The organism is Saccharothrix coeruleofusca (assembly GCF_014648515.1).
GTDB classification, from domain to species: domain Bacteria; phylum Actinomycetota; class Actinomycetes; order Mycobacteriales; family Pseudonocardiaceae; genus Actinosynnema; species Actinosynnema coeruleofuscum.
Map to the genome: position 1 here is coordinate 51,177 of NZ_BMRG01000020.1, position 14,234 is coordinate 65,410.

Annotated in this window: 14 protein-coding genes; 10 read left to right on the forward strand and 4 right to left on the reverse strand. The window is 71.9% G+C overall.

The genetic code is table 11. From position 1 onward, the window contains the following. Positions 1 to 25: 25 nt before the first annotated feature. The 4 genes from IEZ00_RS31290 to IEZ00_RS31305 are packed head-to-tail and all read left to right on the forward strand — an operon-like array spanning position 26 to position 3,645. On the forward strand, positions 26 to 850 hold the full coding sequence (locus tag IEZ00_RS31290) for an ABC transporter permease (RefSeq protein WP_189226969.1): 825 nt from the start codon (positions 26 to 28) through the stop codon (positions 848 to 850). Beyond that, positions 835 to 1,575 (forward strand): ABC transporter ATP-binding protein, encoded by a 741-nt coding sequence (locus IEZ00_RS31295; RefSeq protein ID WP_229796279.1) that lies wholly within the window; start codon positions 835 to 837, stop codon positions 1,573 to 1,575. Before IEZ00_RS31290 ends, IEZ00_RS31295 begins: the two co-directional genes overlap by 16 nt. Continuing rightward, the gene (locus IEZ00_RS31300; protein ID WP_189226970.1) at positions 1,559 to 2,512 is read left to right on the forward strand and encodes an ABC transporter substrate-binding protein; all 954 of its coding nucleotides are present in this window, start codon (positions 1,559 to 1,561) and stop codon (positions 2,510 to 2,512) included. The genes IEZ00_RS31295 and IEZ00_RS31300 overlap by 17 nt, the downstream gene beginning before the upstream one ends. Further along, positions 2,509 to 3,645 (forward strand): LLM class flavin-dependent oxidoreductase, encoded by a 1,137-nt coding sequence (locus tag IEZ00_RS31305; RefSeq protein ID WP_189226971.1) that lies wholly within the window; start codon positions 2,509 to 2,511, stop codon positions 3,643 to 3,645. Before IEZ00_RS31300 ends, IEZ00_RS31305 begins: the two co-directional genes overlap by 4 nt. On the opposite strand, the gene IEZ00_RS31310 is transcribed toward IEZ00_RS31305, so the two are convergent. Beyond that, positions 3,634 to 4,743, reverse strand: coding sequence for a glycerophosphodiester phosphodiesterase (locus IEZ00_RS31310; protein ID WP_189226972.1), 1,110 nt, complete (start codon positions 4,741 to 4,743; stop codon positions 3,634 to 3,636). The genes IEZ00_RS31305 and IEZ00_RS31310 overlap by 12 nt on opposite strands. Positions 4,744 to 4,856: 113 nt before the next feature. Continuing rightward, the gene (locus tag IEZ00_RS31315) at positions 4,857 to 6,410 is read right to left on the reverse strand and encodes a Na+/H+ antiporter (RefSeq protein WP_189226973.1); all 1,554 of its coding nucleotides are present in this window, start codon (positions 6,408 to 6,410) and stop codon (positions 4,857 to 4,859) included. A gap of 28 nt (positions 6,411 to 6,438) precedes the next feature. Here IEZ00_RS31315 and IEZ00_RS31320 point away from each other — a divergent pair, with 28 nt between their 5' ends. The 4 genes from IEZ00_RS31320 to purD all read left to right on the forward strand — a co-directional run bounded on the left by IEZ00_RS31320 (position 6,439) and on the right by purD (position 11,057). Then, positions 6,439 to 6,702, forward strand: a complete 264-nt coding sequence (locus IEZ00_RS31320; RefSeq protein ID WP_189226974.1) for a UBP-type zinc finger domain-containing protein — start codon at positions 6,439 to 6,441, stop codon at positions 6,700 to 6,702. A 99-nt stretch (positions 6,703 to 6,801) separates the two neighbouring features. After that, positions 6,802 to 8,793: a TRAP transporter permease gene (locus tag IEZ00_RS31325; protein ID WP_189226975.1), complete on the forward strand. Its 1,992-nt coding sequence runs from the start codon at positions 6,802 to 6,804 to the stop codon at positions 8,791 to 8,793. Beyond that, entirely contained in the window at positions 8,786 to 9,772 is a 987-nt protein-coding gene (locus tag IEZ00_RS31330) for a TAXI family TRAP transporter solute-binding subunit (protein WP_189226976.1), read from the forward strand. Before IEZ00_RS31325 ends, IEZ00_RS31330 begins: the two co-directional genes overlap by 8 nt. Positions 9,773 to 9,800: 28 nt before the next feature. Further along, positions 9,801 to 11,057 (forward strand): phosphoribosylamine--glycine ligase, encoded by a 1,257-nt coding sequence (purD, locus tag IEZ00_RS31335; RefSeq protein WP_189226977.1) that lies wholly within the window; start codon positions 9,801 to 9,803, stop codon positions 11,055 to 11,057. A gap of 456 nt (positions 11,058 to 11,513) precedes the next feature. On the opposite strand, the gene IEZ00_RS31340 is transcribed toward purD, so the two are convergent. Both IEZ00_RS31340 and IEZ00_RS31345 read right to left on the reverse strand, forming a co-directional pair. Beyond that, positions 11,514 to 12,755, reverse strand: coding sequence for a hypothetical protein (locus tag IEZ00_RS31340; protein ID WP_189226978.1), 1,242 nt, complete (start codon positions 12,753 to 12,755; stop codon positions 11,514 to 11,516). A gap of 16 nt (positions 12,756 to 12,771) precedes the next feature. Continuing rightward, the gene (locus tag IEZ00_RS31345) at positions 12,772 to 13,017 is read right to left on the reverse strand and encodes a hypothetical protein (RefSeq protein ID WP_189226979.1); all 246 of its coding nucleotides are present in this window, start codon (positions 13,015 to 13,017) and stop codon (positions 12,772 to 12,774) included. Positions 13,018 to 13,139: 122 nt separating this feature from the next. Between IEZ00_RS31345 and IEZ00_RS31350 the strand changes: the two genes are divergently transcribed. Together IEZ00_RS31350 and IEZ00_RS31355 are read left to right on the forward strand one after the other, a co-directional pair. After that, a complete protein-coding gene (locus IEZ00_RS31350; RefSeq protein WP_189226980.1) occupies positions 13,140 to 13,994 on the forward strand; it encodes a helix-turn-helix domain-containing protein in 855 nt (284 codons plus the stop codon). After that, positions 13,994 to 14,188 (forward strand): DUF397 domain-containing protein, encoded by a 195-nt coding sequence (locus tag IEZ00_RS31355; RefSeq protein ID WP_189226981.1) that lies wholly within the window; start codon positions 13,994 to 13,996, stop codon positions 14,186 to 14,188. Before IEZ00_RS31350 ends, IEZ00_RS31355 begins: the two co-directional genes overlap by 1 nt. The last annotated feature ends 46 nt before the right edge of the window (positions 14,189 to 14,234 follow it).

A 14,234-nucleotide genomic window follows, 5' to 3' on the forward strand; every position in this document is an offset into this window, starting at 1 on the left:
TTTCCGGTGTCCGCTGGGAGAAATCGTGTCGATTTCCACCGCGGGTGTTGTCGCGCGCCCAGAATCGCTCACGCCGACGCGCGCACCCGCAGCCAAGAAACGAAGAGCCCCCGATCTCCGCCGCTGGATCAGCCCGATCGGGCTGGTGCTGCTGTGGCAGGCGGCGAGCAGCACGGGCGTGCTGCCCGAGGACAAGCTCGCCTCGCCGCTGACCGTCTTCGCCACCGCCTACGACCTGATCGCCGACGGCCAGTTGACCGACGCCTTCCTGGTGTCGCTGGGCCGGGTGGCGGTCGGCTTCCTGATCGGCGCCGCCGTCGGCGGCGCGCTGGGCCTGGTGTCCGGCCTGTCCCGGTGGGGCGAGCGGCTGCTCGACCCGCCGGTGCAGATGCTGCGCACGCTGCCGCACCTGGGCCTGATCCCGCTGTTCATCCTGTGGTTCGGCATCGGCGAGGAGCCCAAGCTCGCGCTGGTGGCGGCGGGCGTGGCGTTCCCGCTGTACCTGAACCTGCACTCCGGCATCCGGCAGACCGACCCCGCGCTGCTGGAGGCCGTGCGGGTGCTGGGGTTCAGCCGGGTCGAGCGGGTGGTGCACGTGGTGCTGCCCTCGGCGGTGCCGCAGACCCTGGTCGGGCTGCGCATCGCGCTGGGCACGGCGTGGCTGTCGCTGATCGTCGGCGAGCAGGTCAACGCCGACGCGGGCATCGGCTACCTGATCAACAACGCGCGCGAGTTCCTGCGCACCGACATCGTCGTGGTCGGCCTGCTGGTCTACGCCCTGCTCGGGCTGACCACCGACGCGCTGGTCCGCGCCCTGGAGAGGAGGGTGCTGCGGTGGCGAACCCGGTGAGGAGCGCGGCGGAGAACGCGGTGAGCACGAAGGGGCTGGTCAAGGAGTTCGGCTCGCGGCGGGTGCTCGACGGGCTGGACCTGGAGGTGCAGGCGGGCGAGTTCGTGGCGCTGCTGGGTCGCAGCGGCTGCGGCAAGTCCACGCTGCTGCGCGTCCTGGCGGGCCTGGACACCGAGGTGGGCGGCGAGTTCTCCGTCCCCGGCACGGTCTCGGTCGCCTTCCAGCAGCCCAGGCTGCTGCCGTGGCGCAAGGTGTGGCGCAACGTCTCCCTGGGGCTCGAGGGAGTCGACCGCCCGAAGAACTGGCAGCGCGCGGTCGCCGAGAAGGCGCTGGCCGAGGTGCGGCTGGCCGACCACGCCGACGCCTGGCCGCTGACCCTGTCCGGCGGCGAGGCGCAGCGCGTGTCGCTGGCGCGGGCGCTGGTGCGCGAACCCGACCTGCTGCTGCTGGACGAGCCGTTCGGCGCGCTGGACGCGCTGACCCGCGCGGCCATGCACCGGCTGGTGGAGCAGCTGTGGCGGGAGCACCGACCGGCGGTGCTGTTCGTGACCCACGACGTGGACGAGGCCCTGCTGCTGGCCGATCGCGTCCTGGTGCTCGACGCCGGGCGGATCGTCGCCGAGCACGTCGTGGACCAGCCGCGCCCGCGGCGGCGGAAGTCCTTGGTGGACCTGCGGGGCAGGGTGCTGTCGGACCTGGGAGTGGACGATGCCGAAGCTGCTTAGCGCACTGGTCGCGGCGACCCTGGTGCTGACCGGGTGCGGCGCGGCGGCGCAGGAGTCCGGTGGCGCGGTCGTGCTGAAGGTCGGCGACCAGAAGGGCGGCTCCAAGTCGCTGCTGACCGCCGCCGGCCTGCTGGAGGACTTCCCCTACGAGATCGAGTGGTCGACGTTCACCTCGGGGCCGCCGCTGCTGGAGGCGGCGTCGGCGGGCGCGATCGACGTCGGCGGCGTCGGCAACACGCCGCCGATCTTCGCCGCCGCCGCCAACGCCCGGATCGCCGCGGTCTACGTGGCCAAGGGCAACGTGGAGAGCGACACGATCCTGGTGCCGCCCGACTCGCCGCTGAAGGAGGTGGCCGACCTCAGGGGCAGGAGCATCGCCGTGGCCAAGGGCAGCTCCGCGCACGGCCAGGTGCTGCTGACGCTGCACGCGGCCGGTCTGTCCACGAAGGACGTCACGCTGAACTTCCTCCAGCCCGCCGACGCCTACTCGGCGTTCACCCAGAAGCGGGTGGACGCGTGGGCGGTGTGGGACCCCTACACCTCGCAGGCCGAGCAGGAGGCGGGCGCCCGCGTGCTCACCGACGGCCGGGGCAAGTCCAACGGCTACACCTTCCAGGTGGCGGGCCGGGCAGCCCTGGACGACGCGGGCAAGAGCGCGGCGATCAAGGAGTTCCTGATCCGCGTGAGCAAAGCGCAGCGCTGGGCCGACACCCACCGCGAGGAGTGGGCCCAGACCTGGGCCGCCGAGACCGGGTTGAAGCTCGACGTGGCCCGCGCGTCCGTGGCGCGCGGCCCCGACCTGCCCACCGCGCTCGACGACGCGGTGGTCGCGTCGGAGCAGGAGCTGGCCGACGCGTTCACGCGGGACGGGGCGCTGCCGGGCAGGGTCGACTTCGCCGAGTTCGTGGACACCCGCTTCCAGGGAGACCTCTCATGAGCGTCGTGACGCACTGGTTCCTGCCCACCTCCGGCGACGGCCGGACCGTCGTGGAGCGGTTCCACGCCAACAAGTCCCAGGGCGCGCCCGCGCAGCGCGACCCGGACATCGACTACCTGGCCGAGATCGCCCAGGCCGCCGAGCGCAACGGCTTCCACGGCGTGCTCACCCCCACCGGCACGTGGTGCGAGGACGCCTGGCTGACCACCGCCGCGCTGATCGCCCGCACCCGGCGGCTGAAGTTCCTGGTGGCGTTCCGGCCCGGCGTCATCTCGCCGACCCTGGCCGCCCAGATGGCCTCCACCTACCAGCGGATCTCGCGGGGCAGGCTGCTGCTCAACGTGGTCACCGGCGGCGACGAGGTCGAGCAGCGCCGGTTCGGCGACTGGCTCGACCACGACCAGCGCTACGCCCGCACCGACGAGTTCCTGCACGTCGTGCGCGCGGTCTGGTCCGGCACGCCGGTGGACTTCACGGGCGAGCACTACCGGGTTGAGGGCGCGACCGCGCTGGCCGCCCCCGACCCGGTGCCGCCGATCTACTTCGGCGGCTCGTCCCCGGCCGCCCTGCCGGTCGCGGCCCGCCGCGCGGACGTCTACCTGACCTGGGGCGAACCCCCGGCGCAGGTGGCGGAGAAGATCGCGCGGGTGCGCGAGCTGGCGGGCGACCGCCCGATCCGGTTCGGCATCCGGCTGCACACCATCAGCCGGGACACCTCGGCCGAGGCGTGGGCGGAGGCGGCCAAGCTGCTCGACGCGCTGCACCCGGAGCAGGTGCGCAAGGCGCAGGAGCAGCTGCGGCAGAGCCAGTCCACCGGCCAGCAGCGGATGCTGGCCCTGCACGGCGGCGACCTCAGCCGGGGCGTGCGCGGGCTGGAGGTGCACCCCGGCCTGTGGGCCGGGATCGGTCTGGTGCGCGGCGGCGCGGGCACCGCGCTGGTGGGCAGCCACGCCGAGGTCGCCGACCTGGTCGAGGAGTACCACGCGCTGGGCGTGGAGGAGTTCGTGCTCTCCGGCTACCCGCACCTGGAGGAGGCGTACTGGTTCGGCGAGGGCGTGCGGCCGGAGCTGGCCCGGCGCGGCCTGCTGGCGGAGCCGCAGGCCGCGCCGGAAGAGCTGGTCTCAGCGCGCTGAGCGCGCCTCCACCGCGGTGTCCGGGTTGTCGGCGAACACGCCGTCCAGCCCGGTCGCGAAGAACACCTCGTACTCGGCGAAGGCCCGGCCGTACGCGGCCGGGTCGGTCGAGCTGCGGAAGTCCGCGGGCAGGAAGGTGTTCTCGTTGCGGAACGTCCACGCGTGCACGACCAGGCCGCGCGCGTGGGCGTCGCGCACCACCGAGGTCGGCTGCCGCAGGCGACCCGCCTCGTCGCGCGGGATGATCACGTTCTTGGCCAGCCCGACGCCCGCCGCGTACCCCGCGATCTCCTTGAGCCCGGCCGGGGTGACCAGGTCGCGGTAGGTGCGCTTGTCACCGGCCTTGACGAAGTCGTAGGGCGCGCCGGAGGCGTCGACGAGCTGCACCAGCGGCACGCGCAGCCGGTCCTTCAACGACTTCAGGTTGGCGACCTCGAAGGACTGCACGAACACGTTGGCGTCGCGCCGGTTGAGGCCGTTGCGGTTGAGCACCTCGACCAGCTTGGGCTCCAGCGCCAGGCCGATGTCCTGGAAGTAGGTGGGGTGCTTGGTCTCCGGGTAGACGCCGATGTCGCGGCCCAGCTCGCGCGACAGCCTGCGGCTGAGGTCGATGACCTCCTGCAGCGTCGGCACCTCGTAGCGGCCGTCGTAGAGGCTGTTGCGGGGCCGGATCTCCGGGATGCGCTCCTTGGCGCGCAACGTCTTCAGCTCGGCGAGGGTGAAGTCCTCGGTGAACCAGCCGGTGATGGGGGCGCCGTCCACGACCTTGGTGGTCCTGCGGGAGGCGAACTCCGGGCGCGCGGCCACGTCGGTGGTGCCGCCGATCTCGTTCTCGTGCCGGGCGACCAGCGCGCCGTCCTTGGTGGGCACCAGGTCGGGCTCGATGTAGTCCGCGCCCATCCGCGCGGCCAGCTCGTACGCCGCGAGCGTGTGCTCGGGCCGGTAGCCCGACGCGCCCCGGTGCCCGATGACCAGCGGCCCCTTCGGCTTGTGGGCCTTGGCCCCGGCGTCACCGGCCGCCGAAGCCGAGGGCAGCAGCACCGCCCCGGCCACCGCCAGCGCCGCGAGCGCCGCCCCGACGATCCTCGTCCGCACCATCGTCGCCTCCTCAGTAGCGAACAGACGCGCGGCAGCCTCGTCGCGCACCGCGACGTCCCGGCCACCGTAGGGCGAACCGGGGACTGCGGAGAAGTGAACGGTGCGCTGGAGAGCTACTCGCGGGACAGCGCGGCCTCCTCCAGGTCCAGCTCGCGCAGCACGCGGACCAGCACCTCGTCGTCGATGCGGCCCTCGTCCCGAGCCTCGACGAACACCGCGCGCTCGGCTTCGAGCATGGTGCGCCGCAACCGCCGGTAGGCGGCGGCCGGGCTCTCCCGCTCCTGCCGCCCCAACCGCTCCCACGCCGCGTTGCCCCGGTGCTCGGCGATGATCCGCAGCCGCTCCACGATGTGCTCGGGAGTCCCGTCCCCCTCCTCGACCAGCGAGTCCAGCCGCTGCACGGCGGCCTGCGCGGCGGCGTGCTGCACCTGCGCCTCGGCCAGCGCGTCGGTGCGCTCCTCGTCGCCGCGGAAGCCCAGCTTGCGGATCACCCACGGCAGCGTCAGGCCTTGCAGCAGCAGCGTGCCGACGGTGACCACGAAGGCGCAGAACACGATCACGTCCCGGCCGGGCAGGTCCAGCGGCAGCGCGGAGGCCGCGGCCAGCGACACCACCCCGCGCATCCCGGCCCAGGAGATCACCGTGGTGGCGCGCCACCCCGGCGACGGCTCCCGCTCCCGGATGCGCTTGAACAGCAGCCTGGGCAGGTAGGCCGCCGGGTACATCCACAGGAACCGCACCGCGATGGTCGCCGCGAGCACCGCCAGCGCCGCCCACACCAGCCCGGAGGTGATCTGCACGGCGTGCGCGGTGGTCTTGAGCTGCAAGCCGATCAGCGCGAACACGAACGACTCCAGCAGCACGTCCACCGCCCGCCACACGGCGGTGTCCTGCAACCGCGTGTAGTACGAGGTGCGCGGCGAGTTGTGCCCGATGTAGAGGCCGGCGACCACCACGGCCAGCACGCCGGACGCGCCGAACTCCTCGGCCAGCAGGTACGCGCCGAACGGCACCAGCAGGCCCAGCGCGCTCTCCAGCACGCCGTCGCCCAGCCGCAGCCGGATCGCCTGCACGGCCACGCCCACGACCAGCCCGACCAGCGCGCCGCCGCCCGCCGCCACCGCGAACGTCCAGGCGCTGCCGCCCCACGACGCGGTCGCGCCCAGCGTGGCGGCCACCGCGACCTTGTAGGCGGTCAGCGCGGTGGCGTCGTTGATCAGGCTCTCGCCGGTCAGCAGCGTCATGGTGCGGCGCGGCAGGTTCAGCCTGCGGCCGATGGCCACCGCGGCCACCGCGTCCGGCGGCGCGACCACCGCGCCCAGCACCAGCGCGGCGGGCACCGACAGACCCGGCAGCACCGCGTGCGCGACCAGGCCGACGGCGACCGTGGTGGCCAGCACCAGCCCCACCGCGAGCAGCCCGATGGGCCGCAGGTTGGCCCTGAAGTTGTGGTAGGAGCTGTCCAGCGCGGCCGAGTACAGCAGCGGCGGCAGCACCAGGACCAGGATCAGCTCCGGTTCCAGGGCGAACTCGGGCAGGCCGGGCAGGAAGGAGACCGCCAGGCCCACGCCGACCAGCACCAGCGGGGCCGACCAGTTCACCCGCCGGGCCACGGCGGTGACCAGGAGGGCGCCGAGCAGCAACAGCAGCAGTTCCGGTCCGTGCATGGGGCAATCTTGCGCCACGATGGTCGCCATGACCTGCCCCCACACCGCCGACCTGCCCGCCACCGAGGTCGCCCCGGACAGCGCCGAGGGGTGCGCGGACTGCCTGGCGCTCGGCGAGCACAACTGGTCCCACCTGCGCAAGTGCCTGACCTGCGGGCACGTGGCCTGCTGCGACTCCAGCCCGCGCAGGCACGCCACCGCGCACTTCCAGGCCACCGAGCACCCGGTGATGCGCTCGGTGGAGCCGGGCGAGCAGTGGCGCTGGTGCTACCTGGACGACCGCATCGTGTGAGGTCTTTACAGTCCCTTTAGAAAATCGGGCTACCCCTGTGACCGGCGGCACAACTAGCGTCCTGCTCACCTGATCAACGCCGCACGAGGAGGTGCGCGGGTGAGCAGTCCCACCAGACCACCGGAGCCGGTCCTGGGCCGTGAGGCCGACGTCGCCGAGCTGATCGCCGAGTACGACGAGGAACGCCCGTCGCGGCGGCTGTCGCGCCGCTGGGAGCTGGGCGTGTGGGCGGCCTGCCTGGCGGTCGCCGCCCTCGTGCTCAAGCAGGTGTTCTTCCCGTTCGCCCAGGGCAACCAGTTCTACCTGGTGGTCTTCCTCGCCACGACGCTGCCGCTGGTGTTCCTGTGCTACCGGCCGCGCCGCGGCGCCGCCGACGACCCCGGCCCGCTGGACTGGGCGCTGGCCGCGCTGGCCCTGGCGGTCGCCTGCTACCCGCTGCTCGGCGGCTTCGACGCCTTCCTCGACCGGCAGGGCCAGCTCACCCCGCTCGACGTGACCGCCGGGGCGGTGCTGCTGGTCCTGGTGCTGGAAGCGGCCCGGCGCACCACCGGCCTGGTGCTGCCCGTCGTGTGCCTGGCGTTCGTGGCGTTCGCCTACTACGGCGGCTACCTGCCGCCGAGCTGGGCCATCGCGCACGCGGGGGTGGACTTCAGCCAGATCATCAACGGCTTCTTCAACGACGCCACCGGCTTCTACGGCACCCCGCTGGACGTCGCCGCCACCTACATCGTGCTGTTCACCATCTACGGCGCGGTGCTCAACGCCTCCGGCGCGGGCGCGTTCTTCGTGGACTTCAGCTTCGCCGCGTTCCGCCGCTCACGCACCGCGCCCGGCCGCACCGCCGCCACCGCCGGGTTCCTGCTCGGCACGGTCTCCGGCTCCGGCACCGCCACTGCGGTCAGCCTCGGCGCGGTGGCCTGGCCGGTGCTGCGCAAGGCGGGCTACCCCAGGGAGAGCGCGGGCGGCCTGCTCGCCGCGTCCGGCATCGGCGCCATCCTGTCCCCGCCCACGCTGGGCGCGGCGGCGTTCATCATCGCCGAGTACCTGGAGACCTCCTACTTCCAGGTGCTGCTGTGGGCGCTGCTGCCGACCCTGCTCTACTACCTGGGCATCGCGCTGGCCGTGGAGGTCGACGCGCGCAAGTTCGGCGCCAAGCCGGTGGAGGTCGACGCGCCCGGCGCGTGGACCGTGCTCAAGCGCGGCGGCTACCACTTCCTGTCCCTGGCGGTGATCGTCGCCTTCCTGGCGATGGACATCCCGGTGCAGTCCGCCGTCGTCTACGCCACCGGCATCGCCGCCCTGTTCGCCCTGCTCGCCCACCGCGACGACCCGCGCGGCTGGCTCAAGCTGGTCGCCGACTCGCTGTCCTCGGGCGTGCGCGGGGCGCTGCCGGTGATCGCGGTGTGCGCGGCGGCGGGCGTGATCACCTCCACCATCACCAAGACCGGGCTGGGGCAGGAACTGGCCTCGGCGCTGGTCGACCTGGCCTCGGCGGTGTCGTCCAACCCCGTGGTGGTGCTGGGCGTGACCGCCGTGCTGGCCGCGCTCGCGGTGAGCGTCCTGGGCCTGGCCGTGCCGGTCACCGCGTCGTTCATCATCTCGTGGGTCGTGATCGGACCCGCGCTGGTCGAGCTGGGCGTGGCCCCCGCCGAAGCGGCCATGTTCATCTTCTACTACGCGGTGCTGTCCGAGGTGACCCCGCCGACCGCGCTGGCCGCCGTCGCCGCGGCGGCCATCACCGGCGGCGACGTGGTCAAGACGATGTGGCGCACGTGGAAGTACACGCTGCCCGCGTTCCTCGTGCCGCTGGCGTTCGTGCTCACCGACAACGGCGCGGCACTGCTGCTGCGGGCACCCCTGACGGACGTGCTGTGGGTGTTCGCCGCCTCCGCGCTGGGCGTGGCCGCGCTGGCCGTGGTCACCGGCGGCTGGATCGTCCGCCGCGCGGGCTGGGTGGAGCGCGCCCTGTGCGTGCCCGCCGCGCTCGCGCTGCTCTACCTGCAACCGGTCGCCGTGGCCGTGGGAGCGGGCTTCCTGCTCCTCGCGGTGGCCGCGCACCTGGTCTTGAGGAGGAGGGATCACCATGCGTAACTGGCAGAAGGTCGCCGCGGCGGCGCTCGCGGTCGGACTGGTCGCCACCGGGTGCGGCGGCAAGCGCACCACGTCCGAAGCGGGCGGGGGCGGCAGCGCGGCGTGCGAGGCGAGCGACGGGCGGATCACCATAGCCACCGGCAACTCCGGCGGCGTCTACTACGTCATGGGCGGCGGCCTGGCCAAGCTGATCAGCGACAACACCAAGCTCAAGGCCACCGCGGCGGAGACCGGCGCGTCGGTGCAGAACATCCAGCAGCTCGTCGCGGGCGACTACGACATGGCGTTCTCGCTGGCCGACACCGCCGCCGACGCCGTCGCGGGCAAGGGCGCCTTCGACGGCAAGCCGCAGAAGGTCAAGGCGCTGACCCGGCTCTACCCCAACTACACGCAGGTGCTGGTGCGGACGGGCAGCGGCATCGAGTCCATCCGGGACATGAAGGGCAAGCGGATCTCCACCGGCTCCCCCAAGTCCGGCACCGAGGTCATCGCCCACCGGCTGCTCCAAGCGGCCGGCCTCGACCCGGAGAAGGACGTGCAGGCGCAGCGGCTCGACCTGGCCAAGACCGCCGACGGCATGAAGGACGGCAGCCTCGACGGCCTGGTCTGGTCCGGCGGCCTGCCCACCGCGCAGATCACCGACATCACCACCTCGCTCAAGGGCGAGGTGAAGTTCATCGACATCACCCCGCAGCTCGGCGCGCTGAAGGAGGTCAACCCCGTCTACGACCAGGGCACCATCCTCGCCGCCACCTACGGCCAGCCCGCCGACACCCCCACCGTCGTGGTGCCCAACGTGCTGCTGGTGCGCGACGACTTCCCCGAAGGCGACGCCTGCGCGGTGACCAAGCTGATCCACGACAAGAAGGCCGACCTGGAGCGCGTGCACCCGGCCGCCCGCGACATCCTGCGCGAGCAGGCCGACAGGACCGATCCGGTGCCCGTGCACCCCGGATCGGAGGACGCCCTGGGCGGATGAGCGCCCCGGTCATCTAGGCTGGCCCACCGTGCGCGTCCTGGTCATCGGGTCCGGAGCCCGTGAACATGCCCTCGTCCTCGCGTTGTCCCGCGACCCCTCCGTGGTCGCGCTGGCGTGCGCCCCCGGCAACGCGGGCATCGCCGGCGTCGCGGAGACCTACGGTGTCAACGTCGACGACGCGGGCGCCGTCGCCGCGCTGGCCAAGGAGTGGAACGCCGACCTGGTCGTGATCGGGCCGGAGCAGCCGCTGGTGGTGGGCGCGGCGGACGCCGTCCGCGCCCTCGGCATCCCCTGCTTCGGCCCCTCGGCGGCGGCCGCCCGCATCGAGGGCTCCAAGGCGTTCGCCAAGGACGTCATGGCCGCCGCGCAGGTGCCCACCGCCACCTCCGAGGTCGTGGACAACCCGGCCCGCCTGGACTCGGCGCTGGGCCGCTTCGGCCCCACCTGGGTGGTCAAGGACGACGGCCTCGCCGCGGGCAAGGGCGTCGTGGTCACCGCCGACCGCGCGGTGGCCCGCGCCCACGCCATGACCCTGCTCGACGGCGGCCACCCGGTGCTGCTGGAGAGCTTCCTCGACGGCCCCGAGGTGTCCCTGTTCTGCCTGGTCGACGGGGCGACCGTGGTGCCGCTGCTGCCCGCCCAGGACTTCAAGCGCGTCGGCGACGGCGACGCGGGCCCCAACACCGGCGGCATGGGCGCCTACTCCCCGCTGCCCTGGGCCCCCGAGGGGCTCGTGGACGACATCGTCACCCGCTGCGTGCAGCCCGTGGTCGACGAGCTGGCGCGCCGCGGCACCCCGTTCACCGGCCTGCTCTACGCGGGACTCGCGCTGACCTCGTCCGGCCCGCAGGTGATCGAGTTCAACTGCCGGTTCGGCGACCCGGAGACCCAGGCCGTGCTGGCGCTGCTGCGCAGCCCGCTGGGCAAGCTGTTCCACGCCGCCGCCACCGGCTCCCTGGCCTCGTTCGGGCCGCTGGAGTGGGCCGACGGCTACGCGGTGACCGTGGTCGTCGCCGCCGAGGGCTACCCCGGCCGCCCCCGCACCGGCGACGTCGTGGCGGGCTCCGAGGCGGAGGGCGTGCTGCACGCGGGCACCCGGCGGCGCGAGGACGGCGCGGTGGTCTCCACCGGCGGGCGCGTCCTGTCCGTGGTCGGCACCGGGGAAACCCTGGCCGCCGCGCGCGACGACGCCTACGAGCGGGTGGCGCGGGTCCACCTGACCGGCTCCCACCACCGCACCGACATCGCCCTCCGCGCCGTCAACCACGGCATCCTCCTCCCCTGACCCCGCGAGTCGAACGCTCAGGTACCGCGAGTCGAACGCTCAGGACCCCTGAGTTCGTCACTCAGGACCTCTGCGCCCGTCGTTGAGGGTGGGTCAAGGGCGTGCGCTCGCCGCGCGGCAGGTCGCCAAGGACGGCGCTCGCGGGCACCCCGCTGCGCGCGCTCCGCGCGCCCCCCTGGTGCGTCGGCAAGTACTACCGGACGGGTGTGTGGGGGCCGGTAACTACTACCCGGCGCGTGGGAAGCGCGGTCCGGAGCGCAAAAGGGCGGGTGGGGTGTCCGAACGTTCGGTTCGTGGTGTCCGGGCGCGCGACTCGCGGGGCGACAGGCCCACAGGTGGGTGATGCCGGGGGCGACATGCCCGACACGCCCATAGGTGGGTGACGCCGGGGGCGGGCGTGGTGGTTCTGAGCGTTGAATTCGGGGGTCCTGAGCGTTCGACTCGCGCGGGTGGGGGTTAGAAGGCGCGGCGGACGTGGTCGGCGAGGGTTGTGGCGGTGGGGGCGAACTCGCGGGCGAAGCTGTCCGGGTCCGCGCCCGCCCAAGCCTCGTTGGGCATCATGCTGACCTCAGTGCGGCCCACCAGGAACACGTAGTTGAGGTAGCCGACCGGCCGCACGCACGGCTTGCCGTCGCCGATCGGCTTGTCGACCGGAACCGGCTCCCCGAGGATCGCGCCCGCCGGGTTCTGCGGATCGCAGCCCCAGGCGTGGGCGTCGCGGGCCTGCTGTTCGGTGCGGAAGGTCTCGAACTTCACCCGCAGGGTCCGTGACTGGTCGCTGTTCCCGTACCGGTCGGTGGAACCGCGACCGCACTCCTGCTCCACGGCCTGGAGCGTGCCCAGGCCGGGGTAGTCCCGGCTGGCCTCGTGCGCCCGCGTCTCAGTGGTCACGACCAATCCCGAGTCCTGCTTGCCGGTCAGCTCGGTGAACAACTCCGCGGTGAGCACGTCGCAGGCGAACGGGATGCCCTCGTAGCGGCCGGTGAACGCGTAGGAGCTGTGGGAGTCCGGCCCCTTGGCCAGCTTCGCGGCGGCCAGGTCGACCAGGTTGGCGAACACCTGGTGCGCGGGCACGCCGTTGACGTCGCTGGTGATCCGGCCCATGTCCAGCCTGGCGAAGAAGGTCGAGTCCTCGTTGCCGATCTCGGAGAAGAACTGGTCCCCCTCTCTCCGAGTCGACACCTTCAGACCGGAACTCACCCGCTCCTCGTCACCCCGGTGACGAACGCGCAGCTCGTTGAACGGCCGCTGCGCGATGTCGAGCACCACGTAGGCGTCGTCCGCGTCTTTGGCGTTGATCCAATAACCGCAGGTGGTCATCGGGTTGAGCTCGCTGACCTTGCTGACGGTGGCGGGAACGGTCGTCGGCAGGTAGGTCAGCTCGCGGTAGTTGATGGTGTCCTCCGGGAACCCCACCCGGGCGAGGCCGGTGCGGGGGAGCACCGCGCAGGCGTCGAAGGCCGGTGTCGACCCGTAGTTGAGCGGTCCGCTCTCGATCTTCTGGACCAGCACGTTCTTCGCAGGGGGAGCGGTGTCCTCCGGCGTCGTGGCCTTCACGGCCCGACCGCTGATGTCGGACCGGGTGAGCGCGGCAGCGGTGACCGCGACTGCCGCGACCAGCACGGTCGCCAGGACGATGACGACCTTCCCCGTCTTCTTCCTGCCGGACGGGCGTGGCTGCTGGTACTGCGTGTTCATCGAATCCCTACTGCGGTCAGGCGCTCGGTGCCGCCGGGTGCGTCCACGACGGCTCCGCATCCTCTTCGAAAGCGGGCGCGTCCCGCAGGGCTTTGGCGCAAAGATCGCGGAATCGGGTTAGCGTGCTCTCGCTCATGCTGAGGCTGATCTCGAACGAGCCGAAGAACGTGACCTCCGCTCCGTTGCCGTCGGGCTCGGGCTTGATCTTGATTCGACTTTCGTCGCCCAGTACTGCCCACATGCCGCCGTGGACCACGTCCATGCTTTGCCTCCTTTGGGTTGATTTGGAAGCTACTAAGTGGATATCCAGGAGCGCTATGCCACGATCGAGTGGTCATGATCGACGTGGTTACTGTGTCCCACAGACCGCCAAGGAGGATCACCGTGCCGTATCAGACGACGCGCAAGCGGCGCGTGGGGTCCTTGTTGCGACAGTTCCGCGAGCGAGCCGGACTCTCGGCCGAGGACGCCGCCCGCCGTATCCGCAAGGCGCAGTCGACGGTCAGCCGCGTGGAGGCTGGACAGACCTTGCCGAGCATGGCTGAGATGGAAGTTCTGCTGGCCTACTACAACGCCTCCGACGCGGAACGCGAGCAGGCGTTGCAGAAGTGGGAGGACGCCAAGCAGGACAGCACCCGGCTGCCGATGGCGGGTGCTGTGCCGAAAAAGTTTCAGGCGTACCTGAGGATGGAGACGGAGGCCGCCGCGATCGACCTGATCACCACGACGCTGGTCCCCGGCCTGCTCCAAACGCCCGAATACGCGCTCGCGATCACCGAGAACGGTGCCGCAATCGGCGGCGTCGTCGAACCCGCCAAGTTCGTCGCGTCCCGGCTGGAGCGGCAGAAGCGGGTCACCGCGCCGGACCCACTGGTGGTGCACGCCGTGCTGGACGAGGCGGTCGTGCGTCGGGTGGTCGGTGGGGCGGGGGTGATGGTCGAGCAGATCGACCACCTGCTCGCGCTGATGGAACGTGACAACATCACGATCCAGGTGCTGCCGTTCGGCGCGGGCGAGTACCCGACCATGGGTGGTGCGGTGAACATTCTACGGTTCAAAGACCCGCTGGATTCGCCGTTCATCGGATTGGAATACGCCGGTGGTGAAGCGATCATGGACGATCCGGGGGATGTCGAGAAGTTCCGGGTCGTTTTCGCGTCGTTGGCCGAGTTGGCGCTGAGCCCGGAAGGCACCGCTGACCTGTTGCGCAACACACGAAGAGAGTTCAAGGAGCGGTGATGTTCGGGGAGTGGCGAAAAAGCAGCCGTAGCGGCGGGAGCAACCAGTGCGTCGAGTGCTCGGCCGCGCCGGGGATCTGGGGAGTTCGGGACAGCAAGGTGCCCGGTGGTCCGGTGGTGATCGTGACATCCGGCGCGTTCGCACGGATGGTCGACGCGGTGAAGCGCGGGCGTCTCGATGCTCCGGAGGGGTGACCGGCATCTTCGGAGGGTGAGAGTAACCACTGCTTTAGGAGCTGTG

What these genes read in the sequence shown, in the direction of transcription:
- IEZ00_RS31300 (WP_189226970.1), top strand. Translation starts at nt 1,559, where the DNA reads ATGCCGAAGCTGCTTAGCGCACTGGTCGCGGCGACCCTGGTGCTGACC.
- IEZ00_RS31330 (WP_189226976.1), top strand. Translation starts at nt 8,786, where the DNA reads ATGCGTAACTGGCAGAAGGTCGCCGCGGCGGCGCTCGCGGTCGGACTG.
- IEZ00_RS31305 (WP_189226971.1), top strand. Translation starts at nt 2,509, where the DNA reads ATGAGCGTCGTGACGCACTGGTTCCTGCCCACCTCCGGCGACGGCCGG.
- IEZ00_RS31310 (WP_189226972.1), bottom strand. Translation starts at nt 4,743, where the DNA reads ATGGTGCGGACGAGGATCGTCGGGGCGGCGCTCGCGGCGCTGGCGGTG.
- IEZ00_RS31320 (WP_189226974.1), top strand. Translation starts at nt 6,439, where the DNA reads ATGACCTGCCCCCACACCGCCGACCTGCCCGCCACCGAGGTCGCCCCG.
- IEZ00_RS31315 (WP_189226973.1), bottom strand. Translation starts at nt 6,410, where the DNA reads ATGCACGGACCGGAACTGCTGCTGTTGCTGCTCGGCGCCCTCCTGGTC.
- IEZ00_RS31345 (WP_189226979.1), bottom strand. Translation starts at nt 13,017, where the DNA reads ATGGACGTGGTCCACGGCGGCATGTGGGCAGTACTGGGCGACGAAAGT.
- IEZ00_RS31340 (WP_189226978.1), bottom strand. Translation starts at nt 12,755, where the DNA reads ATGAACACGCAGTACCAGCAGCCACGCCCGTCCGGCAGGAAGAAGACG.
- IEZ00_RS31355 (WP_189226981.1), top strand. Translation starts at nt 13,994, where the DNA reads ATGTTCGGGGAGTGGCGAAAAAGCAGCCGTAGCGGCGGGAGCAACCAG.